General features: G+C 64.1%; 25 protein-coding genes and 1 tRNA gene. 4 read left to right on the forward strand and 22 right to left on the reverse strand.

All coding sequences use genetic code 11. The features are described 5' to 3' along the window. Positions 1-44: 44 nt before the first annotated feature. The 10 genes from XH98_RS32365 to rpoZ form a co-directional block, all read right to left on the reverse strand. Positions 45-320 (reverse strand): hypothetical protein, encoded by a 276-nt coding sequence (locus XH98_RS32365; RefSeq protein WP_220005286.1) that lies wholly within the window; start codon positions 318-320, stop codon positions 45-47. 101 nt (positions 321-421) lie between these two features. Next, positions 422-1,174 (reverse strand): DNA repair protein RecO, encoded by a 753-nt coding sequence (recO, locus tag XH98_RS32370; protein ID WP_271600454.1) that lies wholly within the window; start codon positions 1,172-1,174, stop codon positions 422-424. Between the two features lie 138 nt (positions 1,175-1,312). Next, complete coding sequence (locus XH98_RS32375; RefSeq protein ID WP_271600453.1) at positions 1,313-1,693, reverse strand: hypothetical protein; 381 nt, start codon at positions 1,691-1,693, stop codon at positions 1,313-1,315. 21 nt (positions 1,694-1,714) lie between these two features. Continuing rightward, entirely contained in the window at positions 1,715-2,641 is a 927-nt protein-coding gene (gene era, locus XH98_RS32380; protein ID WP_271621013.1) for a GTPase Era, read from the reverse strand. Beyond that, on the reverse strand, positions 2,631-3,512 hold the full coding sequence (rnc, locus tag XH98_RS32385; RefSeq protein WP_271600452.1) for a ribonuclease III: 882 nt from the start codon (positions 3,510-3,512) through the stop codon (positions 2,631-2,633). The genes era and rnc overlap by 11 nt, the downstream gene beginning before the upstream one ends. Next, positions 3,509-4,273, reverse strand: a complete 765-nt coding sequence (gene lepB / locus XH98_RS32390) for a signal peptidase I (RefSeq protein WP_271621014.1) — start codon at positions 4,271-4,273, stop codon at positions 3,509-3,511. Before lepB ends, rnc begins: the two co-directional genes overlap by 4 nt. A 250-nt stretch (positions 4,274-4,523) precedes the next feature. Next, complete coding sequence (gene acpS, locus XH98_RS32395; protein WP_271600451.1) at positions 4,524-4,943, reverse strand: holo-ACP synthase; 420 nt, start codon at positions 4,941-4,943, stop codon at positions 4,524-4,526. Continuing rightward, positions 4,940-5,692 (reverse strand): pyridoxine 5'-phosphate synthase, encoded by a 753-nt coding sequence (locus XH98_RS32400; RefSeq protein ID WP_271621015.1) that lies wholly within the window; start codon positions 5,690-5,692, stop codon positions 4,940-4,942. The genes acpS and XH98_RS32400 overlap by 4 nt, the downstream gene beginning before the upstream one ends. 45 nt (positions 5,693-5,737) lie before the next feature. Further along, positions 5,738-8,026, reverse strand: a complete 2,289-nt coding sequence (locus XH98_RS32405; RefSeq protein WP_057756474.1) for a RelA/SpoT family protein — start codon at positions 8,024-8,026, stop codon at positions 5,738-5,740. A gap of 208 nt (positions 8,027-8,234) precedes the next feature. Next, positions 8,235-8,627, reverse strand: a complete 393-nt coding sequence (rpoZ, locus tag XH98_RS32410) for a DNA-directed RNA polymerase subunit omega (protein ID WP_027522935.1) — start codon at positions 8,625-8,627, stop codon at positions 8,235-8,237. A gap of 331 nt (positions 8,628-8,958) precedes the next feature. Between rpoZ and XH98_RS32415 the strand changes: the two genes are divergently transcribed. Next, entirely contained in the window at positions 8,959-9,606 is a 648-nt protein-coding gene (locus tag XH98_RS32415) for a LabA-like NYN domain-containing protein (protein WP_018644573.1), read from the forward strand. Next, a complete protein-coding gene (locus tag XH98_RS32420) occupies positions 9,587-10,261 on the forward strand; it encodes a uracil-DNA glycosylase (protein ID WP_271600448.1) in 675 nt (224 codons plus the stop codon). Before XH98_RS32415 ends, XH98_RS32420 begins: the two co-directional genes overlap by 20 nt. Here the strand turns inward: XH98_RS32420 and XH98_RS32425 are convergent. Genes XH98_RS32425 through dapA form a run of 4 tightly spaced genes read right to left on the reverse strand, consistent with a single transcriptional unit; the run spans position 10,258 to position 12,753 of the window. Next, complete coding sequence (locus XH98_RS32425; RefSeq protein ID WP_057756480.1) at positions 10,258-10,839, reverse strand: peroxiredoxin; 582 nt, start codon at positions 10,837-10,839, stop codon at positions 10,258-10,260. The genes XH98_RS32420 and XH98_RS32425 overlap by 4 nt on opposite strands. A 27-nt stretch (positions 10,840-10,866) precedes the next feature. Further along, positions 10,867-11,340 carry an SsrA-binding protein SmpB gene (gene smpB / locus XH98_RS32430; RefSeq protein WP_024341117.1) on the reverse strand — a complete coding sequence of 158 codons (474 nt, stop codon included), beginning with the start codon at positions 11,338-11,340 and terminating at the stop codon, positions 10,867-10,869. A gap of 59 nt (positions 11,341-11,399) precedes the next feature. After that, complete coding sequence (gene mscL / locus XH98_RS32435) at positions 11,400-11,813, reverse strand: large conductance mechanosensitive channel protein MscL (RefSeq protein ID WP_057756776.1); 414 nt, start codon at positions 11,811-11,813, stop codon at positions 11,400-11,402. Between the two features lie 49 nt (positions 11,814-11,862). After that, positions 11,863-12,753, reverse strand: coding sequence for a 4-hydroxy-tetrahydrodipicolinate synthase (dapA, locus tag XH98_RS32440; RefSeq protein WP_057756483.1), 891 nt, complete (start codon positions 12,751-12,753; stop codon positions 11,863-11,865). 295 nt (positions 12,754-13,048) lie between these two features. Here dapA and XH98_RS32445 point away from each other — a divergent pair, with 295 nt between their 5' ends. Then, positions 13,049-15,463, forward strand: a complete 2,415-nt coding sequence (locus XH98_RS32445; RefSeq protein ID WP_271621060.1) for a transglycosylase SLT domain-containing protein — start codon at positions 13,049-13,051, stop codon at positions 15,461-15,463. Positions 15,464-15,748: 285 nt separating this feature from the next. Further along, positions 15,749-15,841: transfer RNA gene (locus XH98_RS32450), tRNA-Ser, on the forward strand. 123 nt (positions 15,842-15,964) lie between these two features. On the opposite strand, the gene XH98_RS32455 is transcribed toward XH98_RS32450, so the two are convergent. The 8 genes from XH98_RS32455 to XH98_RS32490 all read right to left on the reverse strand — a co-directional run bounded on the left by XH98_RS32455 (position 15,965) and on the right by XH98_RS32490 (position 23,760). Beyond that, positions 15,965-16,231, reverse strand: a complete 267-nt coding sequence (locus tag XH98_RS32455; RefSeq protein WP_057756490.1) for a hypothetical protein — start codon at positions 16,229-16,231, stop codon at positions 15,965-15,967. Between the two features lie 1,553 nt (positions 16,232-17,784). After that, positions 17,785-19,263, reverse strand: a complete 1,479-nt coding sequence (gatB, locus tag XH98_RS32460) for an Asp-tRNA(Asn)/Glu-tRNA(Gln) amidotransferase subunit GatB (protein WP_271621016.1) — start codon at positions 19,261-19,263, stop codon at positions 17,785-17,787. Then, positions 19,260-19,562 (reverse strand): hypothetical protein, encoded by a 303-nt coding sequence (locus XH98_RS32465; protein ID WP_271621017.1) that lies wholly within the window; start codon positions 19,560-19,562, stop codon positions 19,260-19,262. The genes gatB and XH98_RS32465 overlap by 4 nt, the downstream gene beginning before the upstream one ends. Continuing rightward, a complete protein-coding gene (gene gatA / locus XH98_RS32470) occupies positions 19,553-21,028 on the reverse strand; it encodes an Asp-tRNA(Asn)/Glu-tRNA(Gln) amidotransferase subunit GatA (RefSeq protein ID WP_271621018.1) in 1,476 nt (491 codons plus the stop codon). Before gatA ends, XH98_RS32465 begins: the two co-directional genes overlap by 10 nt. Further along, positions 21,025-21,237, reverse strand: coding sequence for a hypothetical protein (locus XH98_RS32475; protein WP_057756502.1), 213 nt, complete (start codon positions 21,235-21,237; stop codon positions 21,025-21,027). Before XH98_RS32475 ends, gatA begins: the two co-directional genes overlap by 4 nt. Positions 21,238-21,320: 83 nt before the next feature. After that, positions 21,321-21,608, reverse strand: a complete 288-nt coding sequence (gatC, locus tag XH98_RS32480) for an Asp-tRNA(Asn)/Glu-tRNA(Gln) amidotransferase subunit GatC (protein WP_220005171.1) — start codon at positions 21,606-21,608, stop codon at positions 21,321-21,323. Positions 21,609-21,685: 77 nt separating this feature from the next. After that, a complete protein-coding gene (locus XH98_RS32485; protein WP_271621019.1) occupies positions 21,686-22,762 on the reverse strand; it encodes an NAD(P)H-dependent flavin oxidoreductase in 1,077 nt (358 codons plus the stop codon). Positions 22,763-22,779: 17 nt separating this feature from the next. Beyond that, positions 22,780-23,760, reverse strand: a complete 981-nt coding sequence (locus XH98_RS32490) for an NAD(P)H-dependent flavin oxidoreductase (RefSeq protein ID WP_271621020.1) — start codon at positions 23,758-23,760, stop codon at positions 22,780-22,782. Positions 23,761-23,801: the final 41 nt, after the last annotated feature.

The following is a 23,801-nucleotide window of genomic DNA, read 5'->3' on the forward strand; positions in this document are numbered from 1 at the left end:
GAAGCGAATCGGGCAAGGAGGGAGTGGTTCCCTGTGGGCTGCTCCTACCCTCCCCAACCCGCCGTCACGGTCGGCTGGACGCTGGCCGGGGGTGTCGCCGGCATATTGGTGACACAGCGGCGGGCCGCCTCGATCTCGGCATCGGTTGCGCCATGGGACCGCGCCCATGTCTCTGCCGCCGCAGCGGAATATTTCGCCACATAGTACCGGACAAGGGTGCAGGAGGCGCGCCGAAACACGCCAGGTTGCGGTTCGCCGGCCATTGCGTCGGGCGCAAAAGCAAGCAGCGCCGCCGTCAGCGCAAAACCCTTGATCAACATCTGGGCTGTCCCCCGTTGTGGAACCAGCCCGGCCAACGCGGAAGCCCCCATTTTGTTCCAGAAAACCCCATGTCATCAGGTATTGCAGGAGCGCGATCTGCTCATGGCGCCGGCAGCGCCGCCTTGGCCTGCTGCCGCGTCAGGGCGTTGATGAAGCCGGCACGCGCATCGGAATGGCCCTGCCCGCGCGGCTCCAGCACATGGCGCAGCAGAAACAGGCCGGTCAGCCGAAAGCCGTCCTGGAGATCCTCGTCGGTGAGGTCGTCAGCGGCTTCGCCATGGCGCAGGAAGGGCGGCAGCCGCAACAGCCGGTCGCGCCACGGCTCGCCCGCGCCGCGCGACACCGCACCGCCGGATTTCGGCGAGACGTAGATCAGATCCGTGGTCTCCCCGGTCACCGCGCAGTTTTCGAGTGCCAGCCCGAAGCCGAGCTCGGAGAGCATGGCCAGCTCGAAATGGATGAGATGCACGGCCGCGCTGCCGACGTCGTCGAAATCGTCGAGCGAATGCTCGAGCAGCGCAAAGATGTCCTCGTGCGGATCGCGCTCGGGCAGCAGCCGCGCAATCGAGGCCAGATGGGTGATGCCGTAGACACCGTGGGAGGATGCCAGCAGCGTTGCGGCGCGCAGCTTCAATCCCTCGATCGCGTAGGTGCCGAGATGCTCGTCGAGCCGCGCCCGCCACATCGCGCTGACGCTGTTGCCGGGCTGCAAGAGCGGCCGCAGCCGCGAGCTGGCGCCGCCGCGCACCAGGCCGAGATGCCGGCCGTGCTGACGCGTCAAGAGTTCGACGATGGCGCTCGATTCGCCATGCCGCCGCACACCCAGCACGATGCCTTCGTCGGTCCATTCCATGGGGATGAAGCTTATCGCATTTCGAGCTGTCGTAGGGTGGGCAAAGCGAAGCGTGCCCACCCATTTTTCGTGATCGAGAGAGGTGGTGGGCACGGCGCAAGGGCGCGCCTTTGCCCACCCTACGGAACCTCTCGAAATCTAGGCGTTGAACCAGCCCTTCGCATCGCCGGTGAAGGAGAAATACAGCCCGAATGCCGTCAGCACGCAGGAGACGATCTCGATGGCGCTGTCGAGCTCCAGGCCCCGCTCGCCGAGGATCTGAGCGAGCGAGATCGCCGACAGCACCAGCGCCGCTGCCAGCACCCAGCGCGGCCAGTTCTTGCGCCAGCGCGCAGCCAGCCAGACGAAATAGACCAGCAGCAGGATCATCCCGCCGGCGAGCAGCGTCGCCGTCATGATCATCTGCTCGGTCATCTCGATGGATGGCGTGCGGTCCTGCACCGCCACCGACAGCGAGTCGAGCATCAGCGAGGCATAGAGCAGCGCTTCGAAACGCTGGACGTTGCGGGGCACGCTCATAAAATACCGATCTGTTCTTGCTTATTCTTTGGGGAATTCCAGGCCCATCTCGCGGTAGCGATCGGGGTCGTCACCCCAGTTCTCGCGCACCTTGACGAACAGGAACAGATGGACCGGCACGTCCAGGATCTGCATCATTTCCTTGCGCGAGTCCGCGCCGATCGACTTGATGGTGGCGCCGCCCTTGCCGAGCACGATCTTGCGCTGGCTTTCGCGCTCCACGAAGATCGTCTGCTCGATGCGCACCGACTTGTCCTTGCGCTCCTCCCATTTGTCGGTTTCGACCGTCGACTGGTAGGGCAATTCCTGGTGCAGCTTCTGATAGATCTTCTCGCGCGTGATCTCGGCCGCCAGTTGCCGCATCGGCGCGTCCGACATCTGGTCCTCGGGGTAAAGATACGGGCCCGGCGGCACCATTTCGGCAAGCGTGCTGCGGACGTCGTCGACGCCATCGCCCGAGATCGCCGCGATCATGAAGGTTCTGACAAACTTCATGCGCTCGTTGGCCGCCTGCGCCAGCGCCAAGAGCTTCTCGCGCTGGACCAGATCGACCTTGTTGATGACAAGGATCTTGTCGTGATTGACGCTGGCGGCCTTGGCGAGGATCGCCTCGGCCTCCTCGTCGATGCCGGTCTTGGCATCGAGCAGCACGCAGACGAGATCGGCATCATGCGCCCCGCTCCAGGCGGTCGACACCATGGCGCGGTCGAGCCGCCGCTTGGGCAGGAAGATGCCGGGCGTGTCGACCAGAATGATCTGTGCGTTGTTCTCGATCACGATGCCGCGGATCAGCGCGCGCGTGGTCTGGACCTTGCGCGAGACGATCGTGACCTTGGCCCCGACCAGCGCATTGACCAGCGTGGACTTGCCGACATTCGGCGCGCCGATCAACGCGACGAAGCCGCAGCGCGTCGCAGTGGGCGTCTCGCCGCTTGTTTCAGCCGTCATTGCCACCGCCAACGCCTTCACGTTCGATCATCACTGAAGCTGCTACTTTCTCCGCCGCGCGCTTGCTGCCGCCGATGCCTTCGGCCGGCGCCAGTCCCGGCAGGTCGACGGCGACGCGGAACTGCGGATCGTGATGCGGGCCGGTCCGCTCGACCTCGCGATAGACGGGCGTCGGCAATCCCTTGCCCTGCGCCCATTCCTGCAGCACGGTCTTGGGATCGCGCAGCGGGCGCCGCGGCTTGTGCATGCGCTCGGTCCAGTTGCGCTTGACGAATTCGTCCGCCGCCGCATGGCCGCCGTCGAGGAAGATCGCGCCGATGACGGCCTCGCAGATGTCACCTAGGATGGATTTGCGCAGGCGGGCATCGGCGCTGGAGCCGACCGAGCCGAGCTTGATGTCGTCGAGCAGGCCGAGCGACTTGGCAACGTCGGCGCAGCTCTCCTTGCGCACGAGCTCGGCAAGCCGCTTGGACAACTCGCCTTCATCGGCATTCGGGAAGGCATGATAGAGCATGTCGGAGACGACGAGCCCGAGCACGTGGTCGCCGAGGAACTCCAGCCGCTGATAGCTGTCACCGCGCTTGCGCCCGGACTTCAGCGCCGAGACATGCGTGATCGCCTGCATCAAGAGGTTCGGATCAGCGAAGTGGTGGCCGATGCGGGCCTCGAGCGCCGCGTTGGCGTCGGCCGCCGCCTTGGCCTTGTCCTTGGCCTTGCTGCTCCGCGTCCGCTTCTTCTTCGCCGGCGCCTTGCCTTCAGGTGCCTTGCCCTCGGGAGTCTTGCTCGCAAGCGTCTTGGTTGCAGCTTCGCCGTCAGGGGCGGCTTGCGCCTCGATCGATTGGGTCGCGACGTCCTTGGCTTCGTCTTTCATCGGACGATTTTGAAGAAGCGATTCCAGCGCACCGACCACGGCCAGCGCCAGAACATCCAGGCATGCTCGCCCTCGCCGATCGAGAAGAAGATCATCTGGGCGCGGCCGATCAGGTTTTCCGCGGGCACATAGCCGACCTGGCCGAGGAAGCGGCTGTCGGTCGAGTTATCGCGGTTGTCGCCCATCATGAAGAAGTGGCCGGGCGGCACCGTATAGACGTTGGTGTTGTCCATGTAGCCGTTGTCGGCGCAGTCGAGCGTCTCGTAGGAGACGCCGTTCGGCAGCGTCTCCTTCCAGCGCTTCACCCGCGAGATTCCGCCGCCTTCGGAGCCGCACGGATCCTCGCCGACATATTCGCTCATGCGCTGGCGCTCGACCGGGGTATCGTTGATGTAGAGCAGACCGTCCTTCATCTGGATGTGGTCGCCGGGCAGTCCGATCACGCGCTTGATGTAGTCGGTGCTGTCGTCCTTCGGCAGACGGAACACGACGATGTCACCACGGTTCGGATCCGAGCTCCAGATCCGTCCCGAGAACAGCGGCGGCGAGAACGGGATCGAATAGTGGCTGTAGCCGTAGGAATATTTCGAGACGAACAGATAATCGCCGACCAGCAGCGTCGCCTTCATCGAGCCGGACGGAATGTTGAACGGCTGAAACAGGAAGGTGCGGATCACCAGCGCGATCAGGAGAGCATGGATCACGACCCGGACCGTTTCGCCGACGCCGCTCTCAGTTTTCGTTCCTGAAGTCACGCTCATTGCTCTCTCAATTCCGGCCGGCGATCACAGAACGCTCTCCCTCCGCGAACGGCCCACCCGGCTCGCAGCCCAAGGAGATTGTCCTGATTCTGATAGTGAGGGCCAATTCCGGCGTAAAGCCGAATTCACCCAGCCTGATTTGCGTCGGCAAACTTTTAGACGGTTGTCGCAGGCCACGCAATCAAGGATCGCATCAAAAACTCATAAGCCATTGACTTGTAACAAGAATTATAAATTGACCACTCGTCGTTCAGGGCTTGGCCAGCGGCACGGCGGAAATGATCACGAACGCCTGCGCCAGCGGCCAGTCATCGGTGATCGACAGATCAATCTGGGCCTCGAACCCCTCCGGCGTCAGGGCCTGGAGGCGGACCAGCGCTCCCCCGGTCAGCCGCATCGACGGCTTGCCCCCGGGCAGATTGATCACCCCCATGTCGCGCCACCAGACGCCCTGCCGGATGCCGGTGCCGAGCGCCTTGGAGCACGCCTCCTTGGCGGCAAAGCGCTTGGCATAGGTCGCCACCACCATCTTCTCGTTCTTGGCGCGCCGCTCCGCCTTGGCGCGTTCGGCGGCGGTGAAGATGCGGTCGAGGAAGCGCTCGCCATGGCGCTCGATCACCTTGGCCACACGGGTGATGTCGATCAGGTCGGAGCCGATGCCGATGATCATGCACGGCTCCGGCCGCGATCCATCGCCGCCCGCATCCGGCGCACCGTCTCGGCAAGACCGACGAACAGCGCCTCGCCGATCATGTAGTAGCCGATGTTGAGCTCCATGATCTCGGGTAGCGCGGCAATCTTCTCCGCCGTCGCATAGTCAAGCCCGTGCCCGGCATGGACCTCGAGGCCCGCGTCCTTCGCCAGTTTCACACCCGCCACGATCCGCTGCCATTCCGCCTCGGCCTTGTCGGTGTGGCCGTCGGTGACGGCGTCGCACCAGGCCCCGGTGTGGATCTCGATCACGGGCGCGCGCAGGCGGGCCGCCATCGCGATCTGCGCGGGATCGGCGGCGATGAACAGCGAGACGCGAATGCCGGCATCGTTCAGCCGCGCAATATAGGGCGCGAGCGCATTCTGCTGGCCGACCGCATCTAACCCGCCTTCGGTGGTCACCTCCTGGCGCCGCTCCGGCACCAGGCACACCGCATGCGGCTTGGTGGCGAGCGAGATCCGCATCATGTCGTCGGTCGCCGCCATCTCGAAATTCAGCGGCTTGGAGATCTCCGCCTTCAGCCGCGCCATGTCCTCGTCGCGGATGTGCCGGCGGTCCTCGCGCAAATGCGCAGTGATGCCGTCGGCGCCGGCCTCGATCGCCAGCAGCGCGGCGCGGACCGGATCCGGATGGCGGCCGCCGCGGGCGTTACGGACGGTCGCGACGTGGTCGATATTGACGCCGAGGCGGAGCGGAGATGCAGGCATTTCAGGACTCGCAAGTTCGGAGAGACAGGCGATGACGAAACACGCCTATCCATTAACACGTTCGACTTTGGCGACGACCGCCTTGGCGCGCAGCTGGGCCAGGATCGCGCTCAAATGCTTGAGATCGTAGACTTCGAGATCGATCGTCGTCTCCGTGAAGTCGGGCGAGCGGCGCTGCATGCTGATATTGTCGATATTACCGTCATGCTCGGCGATCACGGTCGCGATCTGCGCCAGCGCGCCGGGCTCGTTGACGTTTTCGACCTTGATACGCGCCGGGAAGCGCTGCGGCGCGGAGTCCTCGATGTCCCAGCGGACGTCGAGCCAGCGCTCCGGTTCCTCCTCGAAATCCTTCAGCGCCGGCGACTGGATCGGATAGATCGTGATCCCCTCGCCCGGCGTGACGATGCCGACGATGCGATCACCCGGGACGGCACCGCCGTTCGGCGCGAACTTCACCGGCAGGGCGGAATTGTTGCCGCCAATCGGGATCGCAACCGGACTGCGCGACGGCTCCGGCGACTTCTCCTTGAGCTTGGCCGCGAGTGCACCCTTCTTGATGCCGTACCGCGCGACACGCTCTTCCTTGTAGTCAGGATACATCGCGCGGGCGACATGGGAGGCCTTGATCTCACCGCGCCCCACAGCCGCCATGACGTCCTCGATCGAGGTGCGAGCCAGCCGCGGCAGCGCGCCCTTGAGCTTGTCGTCGGCGTATTCGATCTTGGCACGTTCAAACAGGCGCTCGACGATACGCCGGCCGAGGCCGACATATTGATCGCGCACGGCGGTCCGCGTGGCGCGGCGGATCGCGGCACGCGCCTTGCCGGTGACCGCGAGCGTCTCCCAGGCCGAGGGCGGTGCCGACTGCGCTTCCGAGGTCAGCACTTCGACCTCGTCGCCGTTCTGCAGCTCCGAGGACAACGGCGCGAACTTGCCGTTGATCTTGCACCCCACAGCGCTGTTGCCGACGTCGGTATGCACGGCATAGGCAAAGTCGATCACGTTGGCATGGCGCGGCAACGCGATCAGCTTGCCCTTCGGGGTGAAGCAGAACACCTGGTCGTGGAACAGTTCGAGCTTGGTGTGCTCGAGGAATTCCTCGGGATTGGCGCTCTCCGAGAGGATGCCGATGGTATGGCGCAGCCAGGCGAACGCGTTGGACTCACGCTTGAGGAATTCGGTCGGCGATCCCACGCCTTCCTTGTAGAACACATGCGCGGCGATGCCGCGCTCGGCGATCTGGTCCATCGCTTCGGTGCGGATCTGCAGCTCGACGCGCTGGTTGCCGGGTCCGATCACGGTGGTGTGGATCGAGCGGTAGTCGTTCTGCTTCGGCGTCGAGATGTAGTCCTTGAACCGCCCCGGCACGACCGGCCAGGTGGTGTGGACGATGCCGAGCGCGCGATAGCAGGCCTCGATGTCGTTGACGACGACACGGAAGCCGAAGATGTCGGACAGCTGCTCGAAGCCGACCGATTTGCGCTCCATCTTGGTCCAGATCGAAAACGGCTTCTTGCGGCGGCCATAGACCCGCGCCCCCAGGCCGCGATGACGCAGATTATTGGAGAGCTGGTCCTCGATCTCGCCGATCAGATTGCGGTTACGCTCGGCGAGCGCATCGAGCCGCTGCATCACCACCGAATAGGCTTCGGGGTCGAGGGTGCGGAAGGACAGATCCTCCAGCTCCTCGCGCATCTCCTGCATGCCCATGCGCCCGGCCAGCGGCGCGTAGATGTCGAGCGTCTCCTCGGCGATGCGCCGGCGCGATTCCGTCGGCACGAAATCGAGCGTGCGCATGTTGTGCAGGCGGTCGGCGAGCTTGACCAGGAGCACGCGGACATCGTCGGCAATCGCCAGCAGCAGCTTGCGCAGGTTCTCGGCCTGCTTGGCCTCGCGCGACACCAGCTCGAGCCGCTTCAGCTTGGTCAGGCCCTCGACCAGCGCGCCGATCTCGGGGCCGAAGATCTGGTCGATCTCGGCACGCGTCGCCTCCGTGTCCTCGATCGTGTCGTGCAGCAGCGCGGCGACAATGGTGGCGTCGTCGAGCTTCAGATCAGTGAGAATCGCCGCCACTTCGAGTGGGTGCGAGAAATAGGGATCACCGGAGGCGCGGGTCTGCGACCCATGCGCCTTCATGGCGTAGACATAGGCGCGATTCAGCAGGTCTTCGTTGGTGTTCGGATTGTAGGACCGCACACGCTCGACGAGGTCATATTGACGCATCATCCGCGCGCGCGGCTTCGCCGGCCGTGCCACTGGCGCAGTCGGGGCCACGGCAACCGATTCGGTTGCGGCCAGCATCTGCGTGGGTCTGCGGCGTCGATACACCATGCCGTCCTGCCTTCAAACGGACCAGGAAGCGGCCCGTTGTATACATCCTAAGCTCCGATCGCGGCTGCGGCCGATCAATTCACTGACAGCCGCGGCGCGAACGAGCAACGCTATGGTAACCACGAAAACGCCAACAAAAGCAAAGGCCCGAACGCGGGTTCGGGCCTTTGATAAGATCACAAGAAGTCGACGATCGCGAGTAAGACGATTACTCGTCCTCTTCGGGCTGCTCTTCGGGCGGCGCGAGGCCTTCGAGACCCTTCAGAAGCTCCTCTTCGGTCATGCGCTCCACGGCAACTTCGGTATCGTCCGCATCGACGCTGGCGCCGGCGGAGCCGATCAGCGGAACCGTGTCCGGCTCGGGCTCGTCGACCTCGACGAACTTCTGGAGGGAGTGCACCAGTTCCTCGCGCAGGTCCTCCGGCGAGATGGTCTGGTCGGCAATTTCACGCAAAGATACAACAGGGTTCTTGTCGTTATCGCGGTCAACCGTTAGTTGTGACCCGGACGAAATCATGCGGGCGCGGTGGGCGGCCAGCAAGACCAGGTCAAACCGGTTGTCGACCTTGTCGATACAATCTTCTACGGTGACGCGAGCCATGGACTGTCGCTCCGTTGTGGGTGGGACGAAATATGTGGATGATCGGGGCTAGTTATAGGGGCCGGGCCGATTTCGCAAGGCCAAATTGTGATTTGGCCTCGCCAAACGGCTCTGCTACCCCCACATTAGGGCTGGGATGGGTGGATCCCCGGGCGACCATGGAAAGTGGCGGCGGGTGTAAGCAGGGCCGCCATAACTATACCTTGATTGCCCCGACTTCTCCGGATTTGCGGTTTCGACGGGTTTCGGCAGCACGTTGAACTGCGCGGCACGCTGCCGCCGCGCCAACAATAAAACGATCAATCACGAACACACTACGCGAGCAAACTGAATGTCACCTTCCCCTACCAACAAGATCGCGCTCTTCATCGACGGGGCCAATCTTTACGCAACGGCGAAAACTCTCGGCTTCGACATCGATTACAAGCGCCTTCTGAAGGAATTTCAGAGCCGCGGGACGCTGCTGCGGGCGTTCTACTACACAGCAATCATCGAGGATCAGGAGTATTCCTCGATCCGCCCGCTGATCGACTGGCTTGATTACAACGGCTACACCGTCGTCACCAAGGCGACCAAGGAATTCATCGACGCCTCCGGCCGCCGCAAGGTCAAGGGCAACATGGACATCGAGCTCGCGGTCGATGCCATGGAGCTCGCCGAGCACATCGACCAGATGGTGCTGTTCTCCGGTGACGGCGACTTCCGCTCGCTGGTCGAGGCCGTGCAGCGCCGCGGTGTCAGGGTCACGGTGGTCTCCACCATCGCCAGCCAGCCGCCGATGATCGCCGACGAGCTGCGCCGGCAGGCCGACGTCTTCACCGACCTCGTCGAGTTGCAGTCCAAGCTTGGCCGCGACCCGTCCGAGCGCCCCGCCCCGCGCGACCGCGGCGAGCGCGGCGAGGGACGCCACCACGCCCCGCAATTCCTCCAGCGCGCAACCACGATGGCGCCGAGGGGCGATGACGACTTCGAGGAGTGAGGCGGCCCGGTCAAGCCTTAAGGCCCCGACTCTCATCCCCGACCGAGACTGTCCGCTCTGTCCGCGCCTGGTCGCCTTTCGCGAGGCGAACCGCGCGCGGGAGCCGCTTTGGCACAACGCGCCGGTCCCGCCTTTCGGCGACATTACGGCCCGTCTCCTGATCGTCGGTCTCGCGCCGGGGATGCAGGGCGCCAACCGCACCGGCCGGCCCTTCACCGGCGACTATGCCGGCGACCTGCTCTACGCCACGCTGCTGGAATACGGCTTCGCGAAGGGCCGCTATCAGGCCCGGCCCGACGACGGGCTGAAGCTGGTCGACTGCAGGATCGCCAATGCCGTGCATTGCGTTCCGCCGCAGAACAAGCCGCTGCCGGCCGAGATCAACACCTGCCGCCAGTTCCTCGTCGCGAATCTCGAAACCATGCCGAAGCTGCGCGCGATCATCGCGCTCGGGCGGATTGCGCACGACAGCGTGCTCAAGCCGCTGAAGCTGAAGGCATCCCAGGCTCCCTTCGGCCACGGCGCCGTGCACCAGGCCGGCCCGTTCAAGCTCTACGACAGCTACCACTGCTCCCGCTACAACACGAACACCGGCGTGCTGACGCCGGACATGTTCCGCAGCGTGTTCGCGAAGGTGAAGGCCGGTCTCGACTAGGCTTTGGCAGGATTGGCCTTCAGCCAGTCCAGCACGTCGCCGGCGTTCCGGTCCGGCGGGAATACCGGATAGAACACGTGGGTGATCTTGGCGTCATCAACGATCAGCGCAAGACGCTTGATCAGCGTCAAGCCCGCGACCTCCATGGTCGGCAGATTGAGCGCGCGCGTGAACGCCAGCTTCTCATCCGAGAGCACGGGGAACGGCAAATGCAGGCGCGAGGCCATCTCGGTCTGGTAGGCGTTGCTCTGCGTCGAGAGGCCGAACACGTGGGCGGCGCCGGCAGCCTTCAACTCCGCGAACAGGTCGCGAAACGCGCAGGTTTGCGGCGTGCAGCCGCGCGCACCCGGGATCATGTCCCAATCGTCGACCAAAGAGATCTTGCCGGGCTCGCCGGTGCGGGGATAAGCGAACACCACGGTGCGCCCCGGTAGCGCCGCCAGATTGACCGAGGTGTCATCGGTTGCGAGCAGGCTGATCGCGGGCACCATCAGCCCCTTCAGATGCGCGGCACCGCCATCGTCATCGGGAGCGGGAATTTGGCTCCAATCGACCTCGAGCAAGTTCTTCTGAGACATCTCGTCCTCTTGCCGTCCTCTCGGGCCCTATCCCCTCGCCCGCATCAGGCGGCCCTTCTCACGGCTCCAGTCGCGCTTCTTCTCGCTCTCGCGCTTGTCATGCAGCTTCTTGCCCTTGGCAACTGCGAGCTGCAGCTTGGCTCGACCGCGTTCGTTGAAATAGAGCTTGAGCGGGATCAGCGTCATGCCCTCACGATCGACCGCGCCCATCAGCTTGTTGATCTGCCGGCGGTGCAGCAGCAGCTTTCGCGGCCGCTTCGGCTCGTGGTTGAAGCGATTGCCCTGGAGATATTCGGGGATCGTGGCGTTGATCAGCCAGATCTCGCCGTTCTTGGAATCGGCGTAGGACTCCGCGATCGTGCTCTTGCCGTTGCGGATCGACTTCACCTCGGTGCCGGTCAGCGCAATGCCGGCCTCGATCGTATCCTCGATGGCGTAGTTGAAGCGGGCCTTGCGATTTTCCGCCATGACCTTGATGGGACGTTCGTTCTTATCGGCCATATCAGACAAACCTGATCGAGATACGCAGCGAAACTAACAGATTGGATGAAACGCGCGCGTCACTTCTTGAGGAGATCGCGGATCTCGGTCAGCAGAACGACCTCCGCCGACGGCTTCGGCGGCTCCGCGGGCTTGGCCTCTTCCTTTCGCTTCAATGTATTCATGGCGCGGATCACCAGGAACAGCACGAAGGCGATGATGATGAAGTTGATCGTCAGCGTCAGGAAGTTTCCGTAAGCAAGCACGGCGCCTTGCTTTTTCGCATCCGCTAAGTTGGTGGCGGTCACCGCCTTCGACAAGGGGACGTAGTAGTTCGAAAAGTCGAGGCCGCCGGTCGCCGCGCCGATAACAGGCATGATGATGTCACCGACCAGCGAGGTGACGATGGCGCCGAAGGCCGCGCCGATGATGACACCAACGGCGAGGTCGACGACGTTGCCTTTCATGGCGAACTCACGGAACTCCGTGAGCATTTTCCGGCCCTTCTCGTCGACGCTCATAAACGGCTCCCCGGCAGGAAAATCAGTTGATCAGCCCGGCGTGCACCATCGCGCTGCGCACGGCAGCGCGGGTCGGCTCGGACACCGGGACCATCGGCAGGCGCAGCGTCTCGTCGAACTTGCCGAGCAGCGACATCGCGTACTTGATCGGCGCCGGATTGCTCTCGATGAACAGGTTGTTGTGCAGCGGCATCAGCTTGTCATGGATCGCGAGCGCCGCCTTGGTGTCGCCCTTCGCCCACGCCGCGTGGAACTCGGCGCACAGGCGCGGTGCGACATTCGACGTCACCGAAATGCAGCCGTGGCCGCCATGCGCCATGTAGCCGATGATGGTGGCATCCTCGCCGGAAAGCTGGTTGAAATCCTCGCCCATCGCGGCGCGCTGCTGCGACACGCGCACCATGCTGGCGGTCGCGTCCTTGACGCCGGCGATGTTCTTCAGCTCCCATAGCCGCTTCATGGTGTCGACCGACATGTCGATCACCGAACGCGGCGGGATGTTGTAGATGATGATCGGAATGCCGATCGCGTCGTTGATCGCCTTGAAGTGCTGGTACATGCCTTCCTGGGTCGGCTTGTTGTAGTATGGCGTCACCACCAGCACCGCATTGGCGCCGGCCTTCTCGGCGTGCTGGGCGAGCTCAATGGCTTCCTTGGTCGAGTTCGAGCCCGCGCCGGCGATCACGGGCACCCGCCCCTTGGCCTCCTCGATGCACCATTCGACGACCTTTTTGTGCTCGTCATGGGAAAGCGTCGGGCTTTCGCCTGTCGTGCCGACCGGAACCAGGCCGTTGGTGCCTTCCGAAATCTGCCAGTTGACCAGTGAGCGGAACGCCGCCTCGTCCAGCGAGCCGTTTTTGAACGGCGTGACCAAGGCGGTGAACGACCCCCGGAATTTCGTCTTGGCTGCCATGGACTTCCTCCGTACGCGGCGAGTTTTAGAGCAAGCCCTTTCATATCGGGTCTCACCCGCCCGTAAAAGGCCTGCATCCGCGTGACGCACCCGTTTAAGCCGCGATTTTGCCGCGGTGGTGGTGCAAACCCGGCGACGGTAAGCGGCTGTTGGTATTTTGTCCGCATATTCAATCAAATAAAGCCAGATCTTGTACACACAGGTCTTGGGCCAATTGACTGATTCGGGGCGACGAACCGCCGTGACCTCCTTATCCCGTTCCGCATGGCGATCTGCCGGTCTGGCGCTGTGCCTGATGGCCGGCCTGTCGGTCGGCTGCGTCGCTCTGGCCAAATCCAGCGAGACGACCGAGGACGGCACCAAGCAACCCGCCAAGCAGGCGGCAAAGGGAACCGCAAAGCCAGCCGCCAAGCAGCCCGCGAAGGATACGGCGAAGGGGTCCGCCAAGGAGACCTCGAAGGGCGCGGGCAAGGACAGCGCCAAGGATACTGCAAAGGATACGGCGAAGGGTGCAAGCAAGGGAACAACTCCGCCGACGGCCAAGGATGCTGCGAAGAAGCCTGCCGGCAAGGACGCCGCAAAGGACAAACCGAGACCTGCAGCTGCAGCCGCGGCACCAAAGTCACGACCAGCCGCTGGCGCGCCGGCGCCCCAGGCCGCGCCGGCGGTGACGGCCACCGTGAGACCCACTGCCCCTGCTCCAGCCTCCGCCAGACCCGTTGCAACGCCCGTGCTCGCGCCAGCGACCCGTCAGCATGCCGCACCGCGCAAGCCTGTGACGCCAGCCGCGGTCGCTGCGACCTCATCGACGTCGCAAGCCGACAAGGACACGCTGGAGAACGTCATCGAGCTCGTGCGCAAGCGCAAGCCGGGCGATGCCACCAGTTACGCAGATTCGATTTCCGATCCCGTCGCGCGAAAACTCGCCGAATGGATCATCCTGCGCAGCGAAGACAATGGCGCCAGCGTCGAACGCTACCGCGCCTTCCTCTCCGCCAATCCGAGCTGGCCGTCGCAGACCTTCCTGCGCCGTCGCCTTGAAGCTGCGATGTGGGACGACCGGCGCGACGATTCCGTCGCGTGGTCGTGGTTCGAGAACGAATCCCCTGTCTCGGCCAAGGGCCGCTTCGTGCTCGCCAAGGCGATGCTGGCGCGCGGCGACCGCGCCAATGCCGAGCGGCTGGTGCGCGAAGCCTGGCGCAACGATCCGATGTCGGAGGACACCGAGAACAACGCGCTCGACCAGTTCGGCGCGCTGCTGACGCCCGGCGACCAGAAGGCGCGGATGGACACGCTGCTCTATGGCAGCGAGCACGAGGCGGCGATGCGCGCCGCCCGACGTCTCGGCGCCGGCTATGTCGCGCTTGCGAAAGCCCGCATTGCCTCCTTCAAGAAAGCGCCGAACACGCGCGCATTGCTGGAAGAGGTGCCGCGCGAGCTGCACAGCGATCCCGGCTTCATCTTCAGCAAGATCCAGCTGCTGCGCCGCGAAGAGAAGTTTGCCGAGGCCGCCCAGCTGATGCTGGCGGCACCGAAGGATCCGAACCGGCTCTACAATCTCGACGAATGGTGGATCGAGCGGCGCCTGCTGGCGCGCAAGATGATCGACACCGAGGATTTTCGCAGCGCCTATCTGATCGCACGTGACGCGGCCCTGCCCTCGCGCGACATCTACAAGACCGAGCAGGAATTCACCGCCGGCTGGATCGCGCTGCGCTTCCTCAACGATCCCGCCGCGGCCGCCCAGCATTTTGCCCGCATCGGTGTCGGCAGCGTCAATCCGACCACGCTGGCACGCGCTGGTTATTGGCAAGGCCGCGCCGCGGAAGCCGCCGGCCGCCAGCAGGAGGCGCGCAGCGCCTATGCCCGCGCCGCCGAGCAGTCGACCAGCTATTACGGCCAGCTCGCGCGCGCAAAGCTCGGCCTGCCGCAGATCGAGCTGAACAGCCAGCCGCGCGGCCGCGGCGCGGAGCGGCTCGAGATCGTGCGCGCGGCGCAATTGCTCTACGAACTCGACGAGCGCGAGATGGCAGTGCCCATGCTTGCCGATATGGGCGAGAACGGCGATCCCGAGGCGCTCGCCGGCCTCGGCGAGCTGACCCAGCGCTATGGCGATGCGCGCGGCATGCTGCTGGTCGGCAAGGCCGCGCTCAATCGCGGGCTGCCGTTCGACTTCTACGCCTACCCCGTCAACGGCATTCCGCAGTTCACGCATATCGGCCCCGAGGTCGAGCGCAGCATCGTCTATGCGATCGCGCGGCAGGAAAGCGCCTTCAATCCGGCCGTGGTCTCGCCGGCCCAGGCCTATGGCCTGATGCAGGTGACGCCGGATGCCGCGCGCTATGTCTGCAAGCGGCATGGCGCGACCTATGACCTGTCTCGGCTGAAGAGCGATTCGTCCTACAACGCCACGCTCGGCGCGGCTGAGCTCGGCGGCCTGCTCGAGGACTATCGCGGCTCCTACGTCATGACCTTCGCCGCCTACAACGCCGGTCGCGGCAGCGTGAAGAAGTGGATCGACCGTTACGGCGATCCTCGCGACCCCAAGGTCGACGCGGTCGACTGGGTCGAACTGATCCCGTTCTCCGAAACGCGCAACTACGTGCAGCGGATCATGGAGAATCTTCAGGTCTACCGCGCCCGCTTTGGCGGCGGCACGCGGCTTCAGATCGAGGCCGATCTGCACCGCGGCGCCGGCAGCGTGGAGTAGCGGCCATCTCCGCTCCATTTGCGGATGAGATTTGTGCGGGAACGGGTTCCGATCTCGGCCAGTGTTGCGCAAATGGCACAAACAAACGCCCAAGCGTTCTTATCGTGTTGTTTTGATTTGGCTTTCTGAACCGACGCCGACGCCCACCCGATCTCTCCGGACAGCAGAAACGGCCTTGGCAGCGCTCCGGATGGGTTGCTTGCAAAAATCGCTGGGAAAATTCGCGCCCAAACACGCGCTTCGAAATTGACCAGCCCAAGCAATTAGATGCATAAGGCTCGCACCGGAGAGGTGGCCGAGTGGCTGAAGGCAACGCTTTGCTAAAGCGTCATACGGTCTCAAGCTGTATCGAGGGTTCGAATCCCTCTCTCTCCGCCACCCAATTCAAACGACCCGATAAGCACCGCTGAAAGCCGGCGGCAGATCTCGCCCGTCAGGCTGGCGCTCCACTGATGGAGCGCGGTCCACGGCGCTGTCCCCGTTCCAATGAACGGCGATGGCTCAATGCGCGGACACCCAGGCTCTCGCCTCGCGCTGCGCAGCCGAGATCTCGGCATCCGACATCTGGCTGGCCACTTCCTGGCGCAGCGCGATGGCGTCCTTGCGGCCCTTGAGGGCGGCGAGGTTGAACCATTTGTGCGCGGCAACGAGATCGACCAGGCCGGCGCGACCGCTCGCCCAGTAGATCCCGCGCTCGAACAGAACGTCCGACAGCGCGCTTGCATCGATCGGCGTCGCCGTATCGAGATCGAAAGTCCCCTGAAACATAACGCATCCCCTTTTTCTTTTGCCCCCTCGAATCCCCGAGGGCGGCTCCCGTCCAACTCCGATGTACGTGATCCTTCCGGATCGCGCGCCGTTCAACTCATCCCCAGGGCTTCTCGCCCATCGCCGTTTGCCGGCTTGTTGAAGGCGATGATGGCGGGCAAATTTGAATGGCAGTTTAAGTATCGCGATGAAGCAGACGTAAACGCGAGGCCGCGCGGGGCACGCGGGAACTTTAGGAAGTCCCTGATTCGCAGGCACTTCTGCGATTCGTCAGAATAGATTTACCTTGCGGTTTTCGGACATCGATAACCATCGCGCACGGTGGCGGACCGCGTCCGCCCCGTCATTCCCCGCCACCGGGTCTCGCCTTCGGCGAGCCCGATGACAGGCTCCGGCGGGGGATCCAGCCCACCGCGGCCCATCGCTTCAACCGCTGCCGCCTCGGCGTACTGGATCGCCCGGTTGGAGCCGGGCGATGACACCGAGAATGGGGAAGCGCCGCGCGAACAGCGTGCAATCGTGCCGCGGCTCTTGCTTCCCCCAGATAAATCCAGGGCAGAGTGGCCGCGGCAGCGCGCGCACGCCTCGCGGTCAGATCAACAATGTGGGGAAAGGGATTGCCGGCAATACCCCGGCCTCAGGGAACGAGGGCGTCGGCGAACACGTCAGGACCAGATTCCAAATGAGCCCGAAGGCCGCTTGTGGAATTGCGGAGCCCTTTTGAGGGAGACCGCACCGAACGAAGAAAACTCTGTTTCTTCTGCCGGACCGTAAAGTCGAACGATCCGACCGTTGACCTGATGTCTCGCCGACACCCTCTTTCGTCGACCAGAACCTCTAGGAGGCGCTGATGACGTGCCGGCTACCAGGAGCCGGCAACTTCAGAAGTCGAAGTTACTTCTTCTTCTTCGCGACCTTGCGGGTCTTCTTCGCAGTCTTCTTCACTGCGCTCTTCGCCTTCTTCGCCTTCTTCGCTTTCTTGGCCATGTTGCCCTCCGATGTGTGAGATGGCTTTAATCGCTGTGCGCATTCGGGGATCGAATGCACTCACCCCGAATACACCAACACGACGAAAAAAACATCTTCTCACTTAAGGAAGTGTTGACGACGCCGCGCGCGTGCGCCAGCCGCACTTGATTTGCCGGTCAGCAGAGACACGCGTTCGCAATCGCAAATGCGTCGCGCCGTATCGACGCGGCCGTGCAATGCGATTGCACGAAAACACTATGCAGCAAGTATGATTCTGCACGCGCGCATCGCGCGCGATCGATGCGATGAAGCGCGCGACTATGCGAGCGGTCGCCTCGCGAGGCGGAGTCGCGGACTCTGAGTCGCGATTTTTGGCAATGAAATTATTTTCATGCTTAACGGCGGAAGCGCTCGTCTGAGCGTGTGCAAGTCGCCGTTTTGAGCGAATCGAACGAGCTGCGATTCGCCTCGCCGCGTCACGCTCGGATGGGATGATAACGCCATCGGCGACGCGTGCGTGCGTCGCATCGCGAGGCTGATGCGAGGTGACGAAGCGTGTCGTCACCTCGTCCGAACGCGCGACGCTAGATGCCGAGCTTGGACTTGAGCAGCTCGTTGACCGCCTGCGGGTTGGCCTTGCCGCCTGAAGACTTCATCACCTGGCCGACGAACCAGCCGAGCGACTGCGGCTTGTCCTTCACCTGCGCGGCCTTGTCGGGATTGGCTGCGATGATGTCGTCGACAACCTTTTCGATCGCCGAAAGATCCGTCACCTGCTTCATGCCGCGGCTTTCGACCAGCGCGCGCGGGTCGCCGCCCTCCTGCCAGACGATCTCGAACAGATCCTTGGCGATCTTGCCCGAGATCGTGCTCTCGCCGATCAGGTCGATGATGGCGGCGAGCTGCTCGGCGTCGACCGGAGAGTCCGTAATATCCCGGCCCTCCTTGTTGAGACGGCCGAACAGCTCGTTGATCACCCAGTTCGCCGCCATCTTGCCGTCGCGGGTGCGGTTGGCGAGCCTGTCCAGCACGGACTCATAGAACACCGCGCTCTCGCGCTCGGCGACCAGCACGCTCGCATCATAGGCCGACAGGCCGAAGTCTGCGACAAAGCGCGCCTTCTTCTGGTCCGGCAGCTCCGGCAGCTTTGCTTTCAGCTCGTCGACGAAAGCCTGACTGAACTCGAGCGGCAGCAGATCCGGATCGGGGAAGTAGCGGTAGTCATGCGCCTCCTCCTTGGAGCGCAGCGAGCGCGTCTCGCCCTTGTTGGCGTCGAACAGGCGCGTCTCCTGGTCGATCTTGCCGCCATCCTCGATGATCTCGATCTGGCGCCGCGCCTCGTACTCGATCGCCTGGCCGATGAAGTTGATCGAGTTCAGGTTCTTGATCTCGCAGCGGGTGCCGAGCGGCCCGCCGGGCTTGCGCACGGAGACGTTGACGTCGGCACGCAGAGACCCCTTCTCCATGTCGCCATCGCAGGTGCCGAGATAGCGCAGGATCGAGCGCAGCTTGGTCACATAGGCCTTGGCCTGCTCGGCATCGCGGATGTCGGGCTTGGAGACAATTTCCATCAGCGCCACACCGCAGCGATTGAGATCGATCAAGGACTGCGACGGCAATTTGTCGTGCAGCATCTTTGCCGGGTCCTGCTCCAGATGCAGCCGTTCGATGCCGACGGTGGCGGTCCTGCCGCCCTCGAGCTCGAGCAGCACCTCGCCCTCGCCGACGATCGGCGACTTGTACTGGCTGATCTGATAGCCCTGCGGCAGATCGGGATAGAAATAGTTCTTGCGGTCGAACACCGAGCGAAGATTGATTGTCGCATTCAGCCCAAGCCCGGTCCGGACAGCCTGCCTGACGCATTCCTCGTTGATGACGGGGAGCATGCCCGGCATCGCCGCGTCGACCAGCGACACTTGCGTGTTCGGCTCGCCACCGAACGCGGTCGAGGCACCCGAGAACAGCTTCGAGTTCGACGTCACCTGGGCATGGATCTCCATGCCGATGACCACCTCCCAGTCACCGGTGGCGCCTTTGAGAAGCTTGTGCGTGGCCGTGCTCATGTCTTGCTCCCAAGCAGCGCGGCAGCGATCCGCTGCCACTCCGCCTCCAATGAATCCTTTGCCGCGACCTGGCCCGCCTGGCGATACCAGTAGCCGGCGTTACCAAGGTCACCTTCGACGCGGTGCAGATAAGCGTGCACCCAGGCGGCGTCGCGGCTGTTATCGTCCTGAACGATCTTGTGCGCCTGGTCCCAGTCGCCCTTCGCAGCCCACCAGAGACCCCTGAGCGGCGCGTTCAGCTCAGGCGCGGGTGCCGCGCCGTCGAGGCTCGCGATGAAATCAGCGACATTCACCACCACCTCGCGGGCGTGAAGCGGCCGGCAGCCTGCTCGATCACTTCACCGAGCGAGAACAGCGTCTCCTCCTCGAAAGGGCGGCCGATCAGCTGAAGCCCGAGCGGCAGGCCCTGTGCGTCCTTGCCTGATGGCACCGCAATGCCCGGCAGGCCCGCCATGTTCACGGTCACCGTGAAGATGTCGTTGAGATACATCTCGACCGGATCGGCACCGCCCTTCTCGCCAATGCCGAAGGCCGCCGACGGCGTCGCCGGGGTGAGGATCGCGTCCACGCCCTTGGCGAAGCAATCCTCAAAATCCTTCTTGATCAACGTGCGCACCTTCTGGGCCCGCAAATAATAGGCGTCGTAATAACCGGCCGAAAGCACATAGGTGCCGATCATGACGCGGCGGCGCACCTCCGCGCCAAAGCCGCTGGCGCGGGTGTTCTCATAGAGCTCGATGATATTCTTAGCCGACTCGCGCAGGCCATAGCGTACGCCGTCATAGCGCGCGAGGTTGGACGAGGCCTCCGCCGGCGCCACGATGTAATAGGCCGGCAGCGCGTATTTCGTGTGCGGCAGCGACACCTCGACCAGCTCGGCGCCGGCGCTCCTGAGCCAGGCCGCGCCCTCGCTCCATAGCTTCTCGATCTCGGCCGGCATGCCGTCGAGGCGATATTCCTTGGGGATGCCGATCTTCATGCCCTTCACGGACTTGCCGATCGCCGCCTCGTAGTCCGGCACGGCAATGTCGACCGAGGTGGTGTCCTTGGGGTCATGCCCCGCCATCGAGCGCAGCAGCATCGCAGCATCGCGCGTCGTGCGCGCGATCGGACCCGCCTGGTCGAGCGAGGAGGCAAAGGCGACGATGCCCCAGCGCGAGCAGCGGCCATAAGTCGGCTTGATGCCGACGGTGGCGGTGAATGCCGCCGGCTGGCGGATCGAGCCGCCGGTGTCGGTCGCGGTCGCGCCCATGCAGAGTAGCGCGGCGACCGCCGAGGCCGAGCCGCCGGACGAGCCGCCCGGCACCAGCGTGGTGTTGCTTCCTTCGCGCCGCCAGGGATTGCCGACGGGGCCGAAGCACGAGGTTTCGTTGGCCGAGCCCATCGCGAACTCGTCATTGTTGAGCTTGCCGAGCATCACGGCGCCGTCGCGCCAGAGCTGCGAGGTCACCGTGGACTCATAGGTCGGCACGAAATTGCCGAGGATTTTCGAGCAGGCCGTGGTGCGCACGCCCTTGGTCGCGAACAGATCCTTGATGCCGAGCGGGATGCCGGCGAGCGGGCCCGCCTCGCCCCTGGCGAGCTTGGCGTCCGCCTCGCGAGCCATCGCGCGCGCCTGGTCGGGCGTCTCCAGAACGAAGGCGTTGAGCAGGCGCGCTTGCTCGATCGCGGAAAGATGCGCGTCGGTCAGCTCGAGCGACGTGAAAGTCTTATCGGCGAGACCCTTGCGGGCCTCGGCGAGCGTCAGCGATGTCAAATCGGTCATTTATTGATCGGGCTGCAGAAGAACGGAGACAGGGTCTTGTCGTTGGCCGGGTCGTCTTTTTTGGCGGCCGCATTCGCGGCGGCCTGGAGCTCGTCGAGCACTTCATTGACGGCGACATTGGGATCGGCAGCCTTGCCCTGCCGTTCCATCTTGTCGAGGTAATTCATGTAGGCCTGATAGGCCTTCTCATCGTCGCAAAGCAGACACATCGGAGCACGTCCTAAGACTCTTTAGTTTGACGCGTTTTCTTTACGCGAACCGGTATCGACTTCGCTCGAAAACGCTATGCAAGTTACTCGACGACCTTCGGCACCAGAAAGAAGTGCCCCTCGGTCGCCGGCGCGTTGGCAACGATATCGTCGGCGATCCCGCCGTCATTGACCACGTCCTGCCGCTTCTTCATCTGCATCGGGGTGACCGAGGTCATCGGCTCCACGCCCTCGACATTGACCTCCGAGAGCTGCTCGACAAAGGCGAGCATGGCGTTGAGCTCGCCTTGCAGATGCGGAACCTCGTCCTCGGAAACCGCAATGCGCGCCAGATGCGCGATGCGGCGGACGGTGGTGGCGTCGACGGACATTATATAAGGCCTCTCACGGCAAAACCTATGTGCCGTATAGCAGAGGCCGGTTTTGCGCCGCAACCGGCGCCTTTCCCCTATCCAGCCAGCGCTTTCATGCGGGCAACCGCCGATTTGGCGAGATCCCGGGTCAATTCGGCTGCCGGGACCTCACGGCCAAGCGCAATCGCCTGCCCGGCCCAGAGATTGGTGAAATCCACCCTGCCCTGCTTTTCGGCCGCCGCCTTCAACGGCCCCAGCGCAGTCGCCGCATGGGGAAACGGCGGCGCGTCGGGTGAGATCGGCCCTGCTTCGCGCATCAGGCGATTCTGGACCCCGCGCGCCGGACGCCCGGTCATGACATTCGTGATCACGGTGGAATCGTCACCCGCCTCGGCGAGCGCCTTGCGCCCTCCGGACGTGACCTTGGATTCTGGACACCGCAGATACGCGCTGCCGATCTGCACGCCGGCGGCGCCGAGCGCGAAGGCCGCGGCGATGCCACGTCCGTCAGCGATGCCACCACAGGCGATCACCGGCACCTTCACGGCATCGACGACCTGCGGCACCAGCGCAAACGTGCCGGGCTGTTCCGAGATCTTGTCGGTCAGGAACATGCCGCGATGGCCGCCGGCCTCGGCGCCCTGCGCAATGATGGCATCGACGCCGCGCTGTTCGAGCCAGACCGCTTCCTTGACCGTCGTGGCAGAAGCTATGACGAGGCAGCCGGCCGCCTTCACGCGCTTGAGCAGCGATGCGTCAGGCAGGCCGAAATGAAAGCTGACGACCTCCGGCTTCAGCTCCTCGACGATTTTGCAGAAGGCGTCATCGAACGGTGCGCGGTTCGCCGCGTTGATCGGCGCCGACGGATCGAGACCATGCTCGGTGTAATATCCCGCAAGCCGCTGCTTCCACCGCGCTTCGGCCTCAGGCGTGAGATCGACCGGCTTGTGGCAGAAGAAGTTCATGTTCACCGGCGCCTTGACGCGCTGGCGGATGAGACCAACCTGCTCACGCGCTTTCTCCGCCGACAGCATCGCGCAAGGCAGTGAACCGAGCGCGCCACCCTGCGCGGCCGCGATCACCAACTCGGCATCCATCACACCGGCCATCGGCGCCAGCACGATCGGGAATTCGGTCTTGAACAGATCGATCAGTCGACGGTCAGGCCACATGGTGCGTCTCTCTTGGTTCAGGCGAACGATGCGATCGAGTTGCGTCGGCCGGCCAAAAGCTGCTCGGCCTCGGACGCAATCCGCTCGACGATCTCGGCCGCCGGCGGAATATCATGGATCAGGCCGACCGCCTCGCCCGCGATCACGGCAGCGACGTCGAAATTGCCCGCGGCTTTCGCCGCCGCATACTCTGCCGAAACTGCGGCGACATTCTGCATCAGCTCGACCTCGCGGCCGATCCAGCGGCGGGCGTGGTCATTGACCAGACACCGTCCCGTGAACGGCGCGGGCCAGACATTGTTGCGCGAGAGATCGAAGATGATGCCGCGCACGGTCGCGCCGCTGCTCGCCGCGCAGATGCGCCGCTTGGCCTCATCGGCGCCGTCGGCCTCCAGGCTCGCATAAAAGCGCGTGCCGAGCAGCACGCCACTTGCGCCCAGCATCATCATGGCGGCGAGACCGCGGCCGTCGGCGATGCCGCCGGCTGCCACCACGGGCACACGGCCCGCTGCGAGGTCGACGATGGCAGGCACGAGATCGACGCTGGTGCGTGAGGCGCCGTGGCCGCCCGCCTCTGTCCCCTGCGCGATCACAATATCGGCGCCGGCATCGAGCGCCTGCCGCGCCATCGTCTCGTCCTGCACCTGGCAGATCAGCCGCGCGCCGGCGGATCTGATCCGCGGCGCGAACGGCGCGGGGTCGCCGAACGACAACATGATCGCGGACGGCCTTGCGGCGAGCGCGATGTCGAGCAATTCGGGCCGCTTGGCGAGGCTCCATGTAATGAAGCCGATCCCGAACGGCGCACGCAACTCGGCGAGCTTCGCAGTCTCCTGCTCCAGCCACGCCTTCTCGCCGTAGCCGCCGCCGAGAATGCCGAAACCGCCGGCGGAGCTAACAGCCCTCACCAGACGGCTACCTGCGATGACGTCCATCGGCGCCAGCAGGACGGGATGCTTGATCTCCAACAGCCGCGTCAGCGGCGTCGCAATGGGCATGGCCTCTCCCCGGTCTGGACACGGAGACTAGGCGCGTCTAG

Origin of the sequence: Bradyrhizobium sp. CCBAU 51745 (assembly GCF_028128715.1) — a bacterium.
GTDB classification, from domain to species: domain Bacteria; phylum Pseudomonadota; class Alphaproteobacteria; order Rhizobiales; family Xanthobacteraceae; genus Bradyrhizobium; species Bradyrhizobium manausense.

What these genes read in the sequence shown, in the direction of transcription:
- acpS (WP_271600451.1), bottom strand. Translation starts at nt 4,943, where the DNA reads ATGATCATCGGCATCGGCTCCGACCTGATCGACATCACCCGTGTGGCC.
- XH98_RS32405 (WP_057756474.1), bottom strand. Translation starts at nt 8,026, where the DNA reads ATGGTGTATCGACGCCGCAGACCCACGCAGATGCTGGCCGCAACCGAA.
- smpB (WP_024341117.1), bottom strand. Translation starts at nt 11,340, where the DNA reads ATGGCCGATAAGAACGAACGTCCCATCAAGGTCATGGCGGAAAATCGC.
- mscL (WP_057756776.1), bottom strand. Translation starts at nt 11,813, where the DNA reads ATGCTCACGGAGTTCCGTGAGTTCGCCATGAAAGGCAACGTCGTCGAC.
- XH98_RS32445 (WP_271621060.1), top strand. Translation starts at nt 13,049, where the DNA reads ATGGCCGGCCTGTCGGTCGGCTGCGTCGCTCTGGCCAAATCCAGCGAG.
- gatB (WP_271621016.1), bottom strand. Translation starts at nt 19,263, where the DNA reads ATGAGCACGGCCACGCACAAGCTTCTCAAAGGCGCCACCGGTGACTGG.
- XH98_RS32400 (WP_271621015.1), bottom strand. Translation starts at nt 5,692, where the DNA reads ATGCCTGCATCTCCGCTCCGCCTCGGCGTCAATATCGACCACGTCGCG.
- lepB (WP_271621014.1), bottom strand. Translation starts at nt 4,273, where the DNA reads ATGAGCGTGACTTCAGGAACGAAAACTGAGAGCGGCGTCGGCGAAACG.
- rpoZ (WP_027522935.1), bottom strand. Translation starts at nt 8,627, where the DNA reads ATGGCTCGCGTCACCGTAGAAGATTGTATCGACAAGGTCGACAACCGG.
- XH98_RS32375 (WP_271600453.1), bottom strand. Translation starts at nt 1,693, where the DNA reads ATGAGCGTGCCCCGCAACGTCCAGCGTTTCGAAGCGCTGCTCTATGCC.
- XH98_RS32475 (WP_057756502.1), bottom strand. Translation starts at nt 21,237, where the DNA reads ATGTGTCTGCTTTGCGACGATGAGAAGGCCTATCAGGCCTACATGAAT.
- rnc (WP_271600452.1), bottom strand. Translation starts at nt 3,512, where the DNA reads ATGAAAGACGAAGCCAAGGACGTCGCGACCCAATCGATCGAGGCGCAA.
- recO (WP_271600454.1), bottom strand. Translation starts at nt 1,174, where the DNA reads ATGGAATGGACCGACGAAGGCATCGTGCTGGGTGTGCGGCGGCATGGC.
- gatA (WP_271621018.1), bottom strand. Translation starts at nt 21,028, where the DNA reads ATGACCGATTTGACATCGCTGACGCTCGCCGAGGCCCGCAAGGGTCTC.
- XH98_RS32420 (WP_271600448.1), top strand. Translation starts at nt 9,587, where the DNA reads ATGACGACTTCGAGGAGTGAGGCGGCCCGGTCAAGCCTTAAGGCCCCG.
- XH98_RS32485 (WP_271621019.1), bottom strand. Translation starts at nt 22,762, where the DNA reads ATGTGGCCTGACCGTCGACTGATCGATCTGTTCAAGACCGAATTCCCG.
- era (WP_271621013.1), bottom strand. Translation starts at nt 2,641, where the DNA reads ATGACGGCTGAAACAAGCGGCGAGACGCCCACTGCGACGCGCTGCGGC.
- XH98_RS32490 (WP_271621020.1), bottom strand. Translation starts at nt 23,760, where the DNA reads ATGCCCATTGCGACGCCGCTGACGCGGCTGTTGGAGATCAAGCATCCC.
- XH98_RS32415 (WP_018644573.1), top strand. Translation starts at nt 8,959, where the DNA reads ATGTCACCTTCCCCTACCAACAAGATCGCGCTCTTCATCGACGGGGCC.
- dapA (WP_057756483.1), bottom strand. Translation starts at nt 12,753, where the DNA reads ATGGCAGCCAAGACGAAATTCCGGGGGTCGTTCACCGCCTTGGTCACG.
- XH98_RS32365 (WP_220005286.1), bottom strand. Translation starts at nt 320, where the DNA reads ATGTTGATCAAGGGTTTTGCGCTGACGGCGGCGCTGCTTGCTTTTGCG.
- XH98_RS32425 (WP_057756480.1), bottom strand. Translation starts at nt 10,839, where the DNA reads ATGTCTCAGAAGAACTTGCTCGAGGTCGATTGGAGCCAAATTCCCGCT.
- XH98_RS32455 (WP_057756490.1), bottom strand. Translation starts at nt 16,231, where the DNA reads ATGTTTCAGGGGACTTTCGATCTCGATACGGCGACGCCGATCGATGCA.
- gatC (WP_220005171.1), bottom strand. Translation starts at nt 21,608, where the DNA reads ATGTCCGTCGACGCCACCACCGTCCGCCGCATCGCGCATCTGGCGCGC.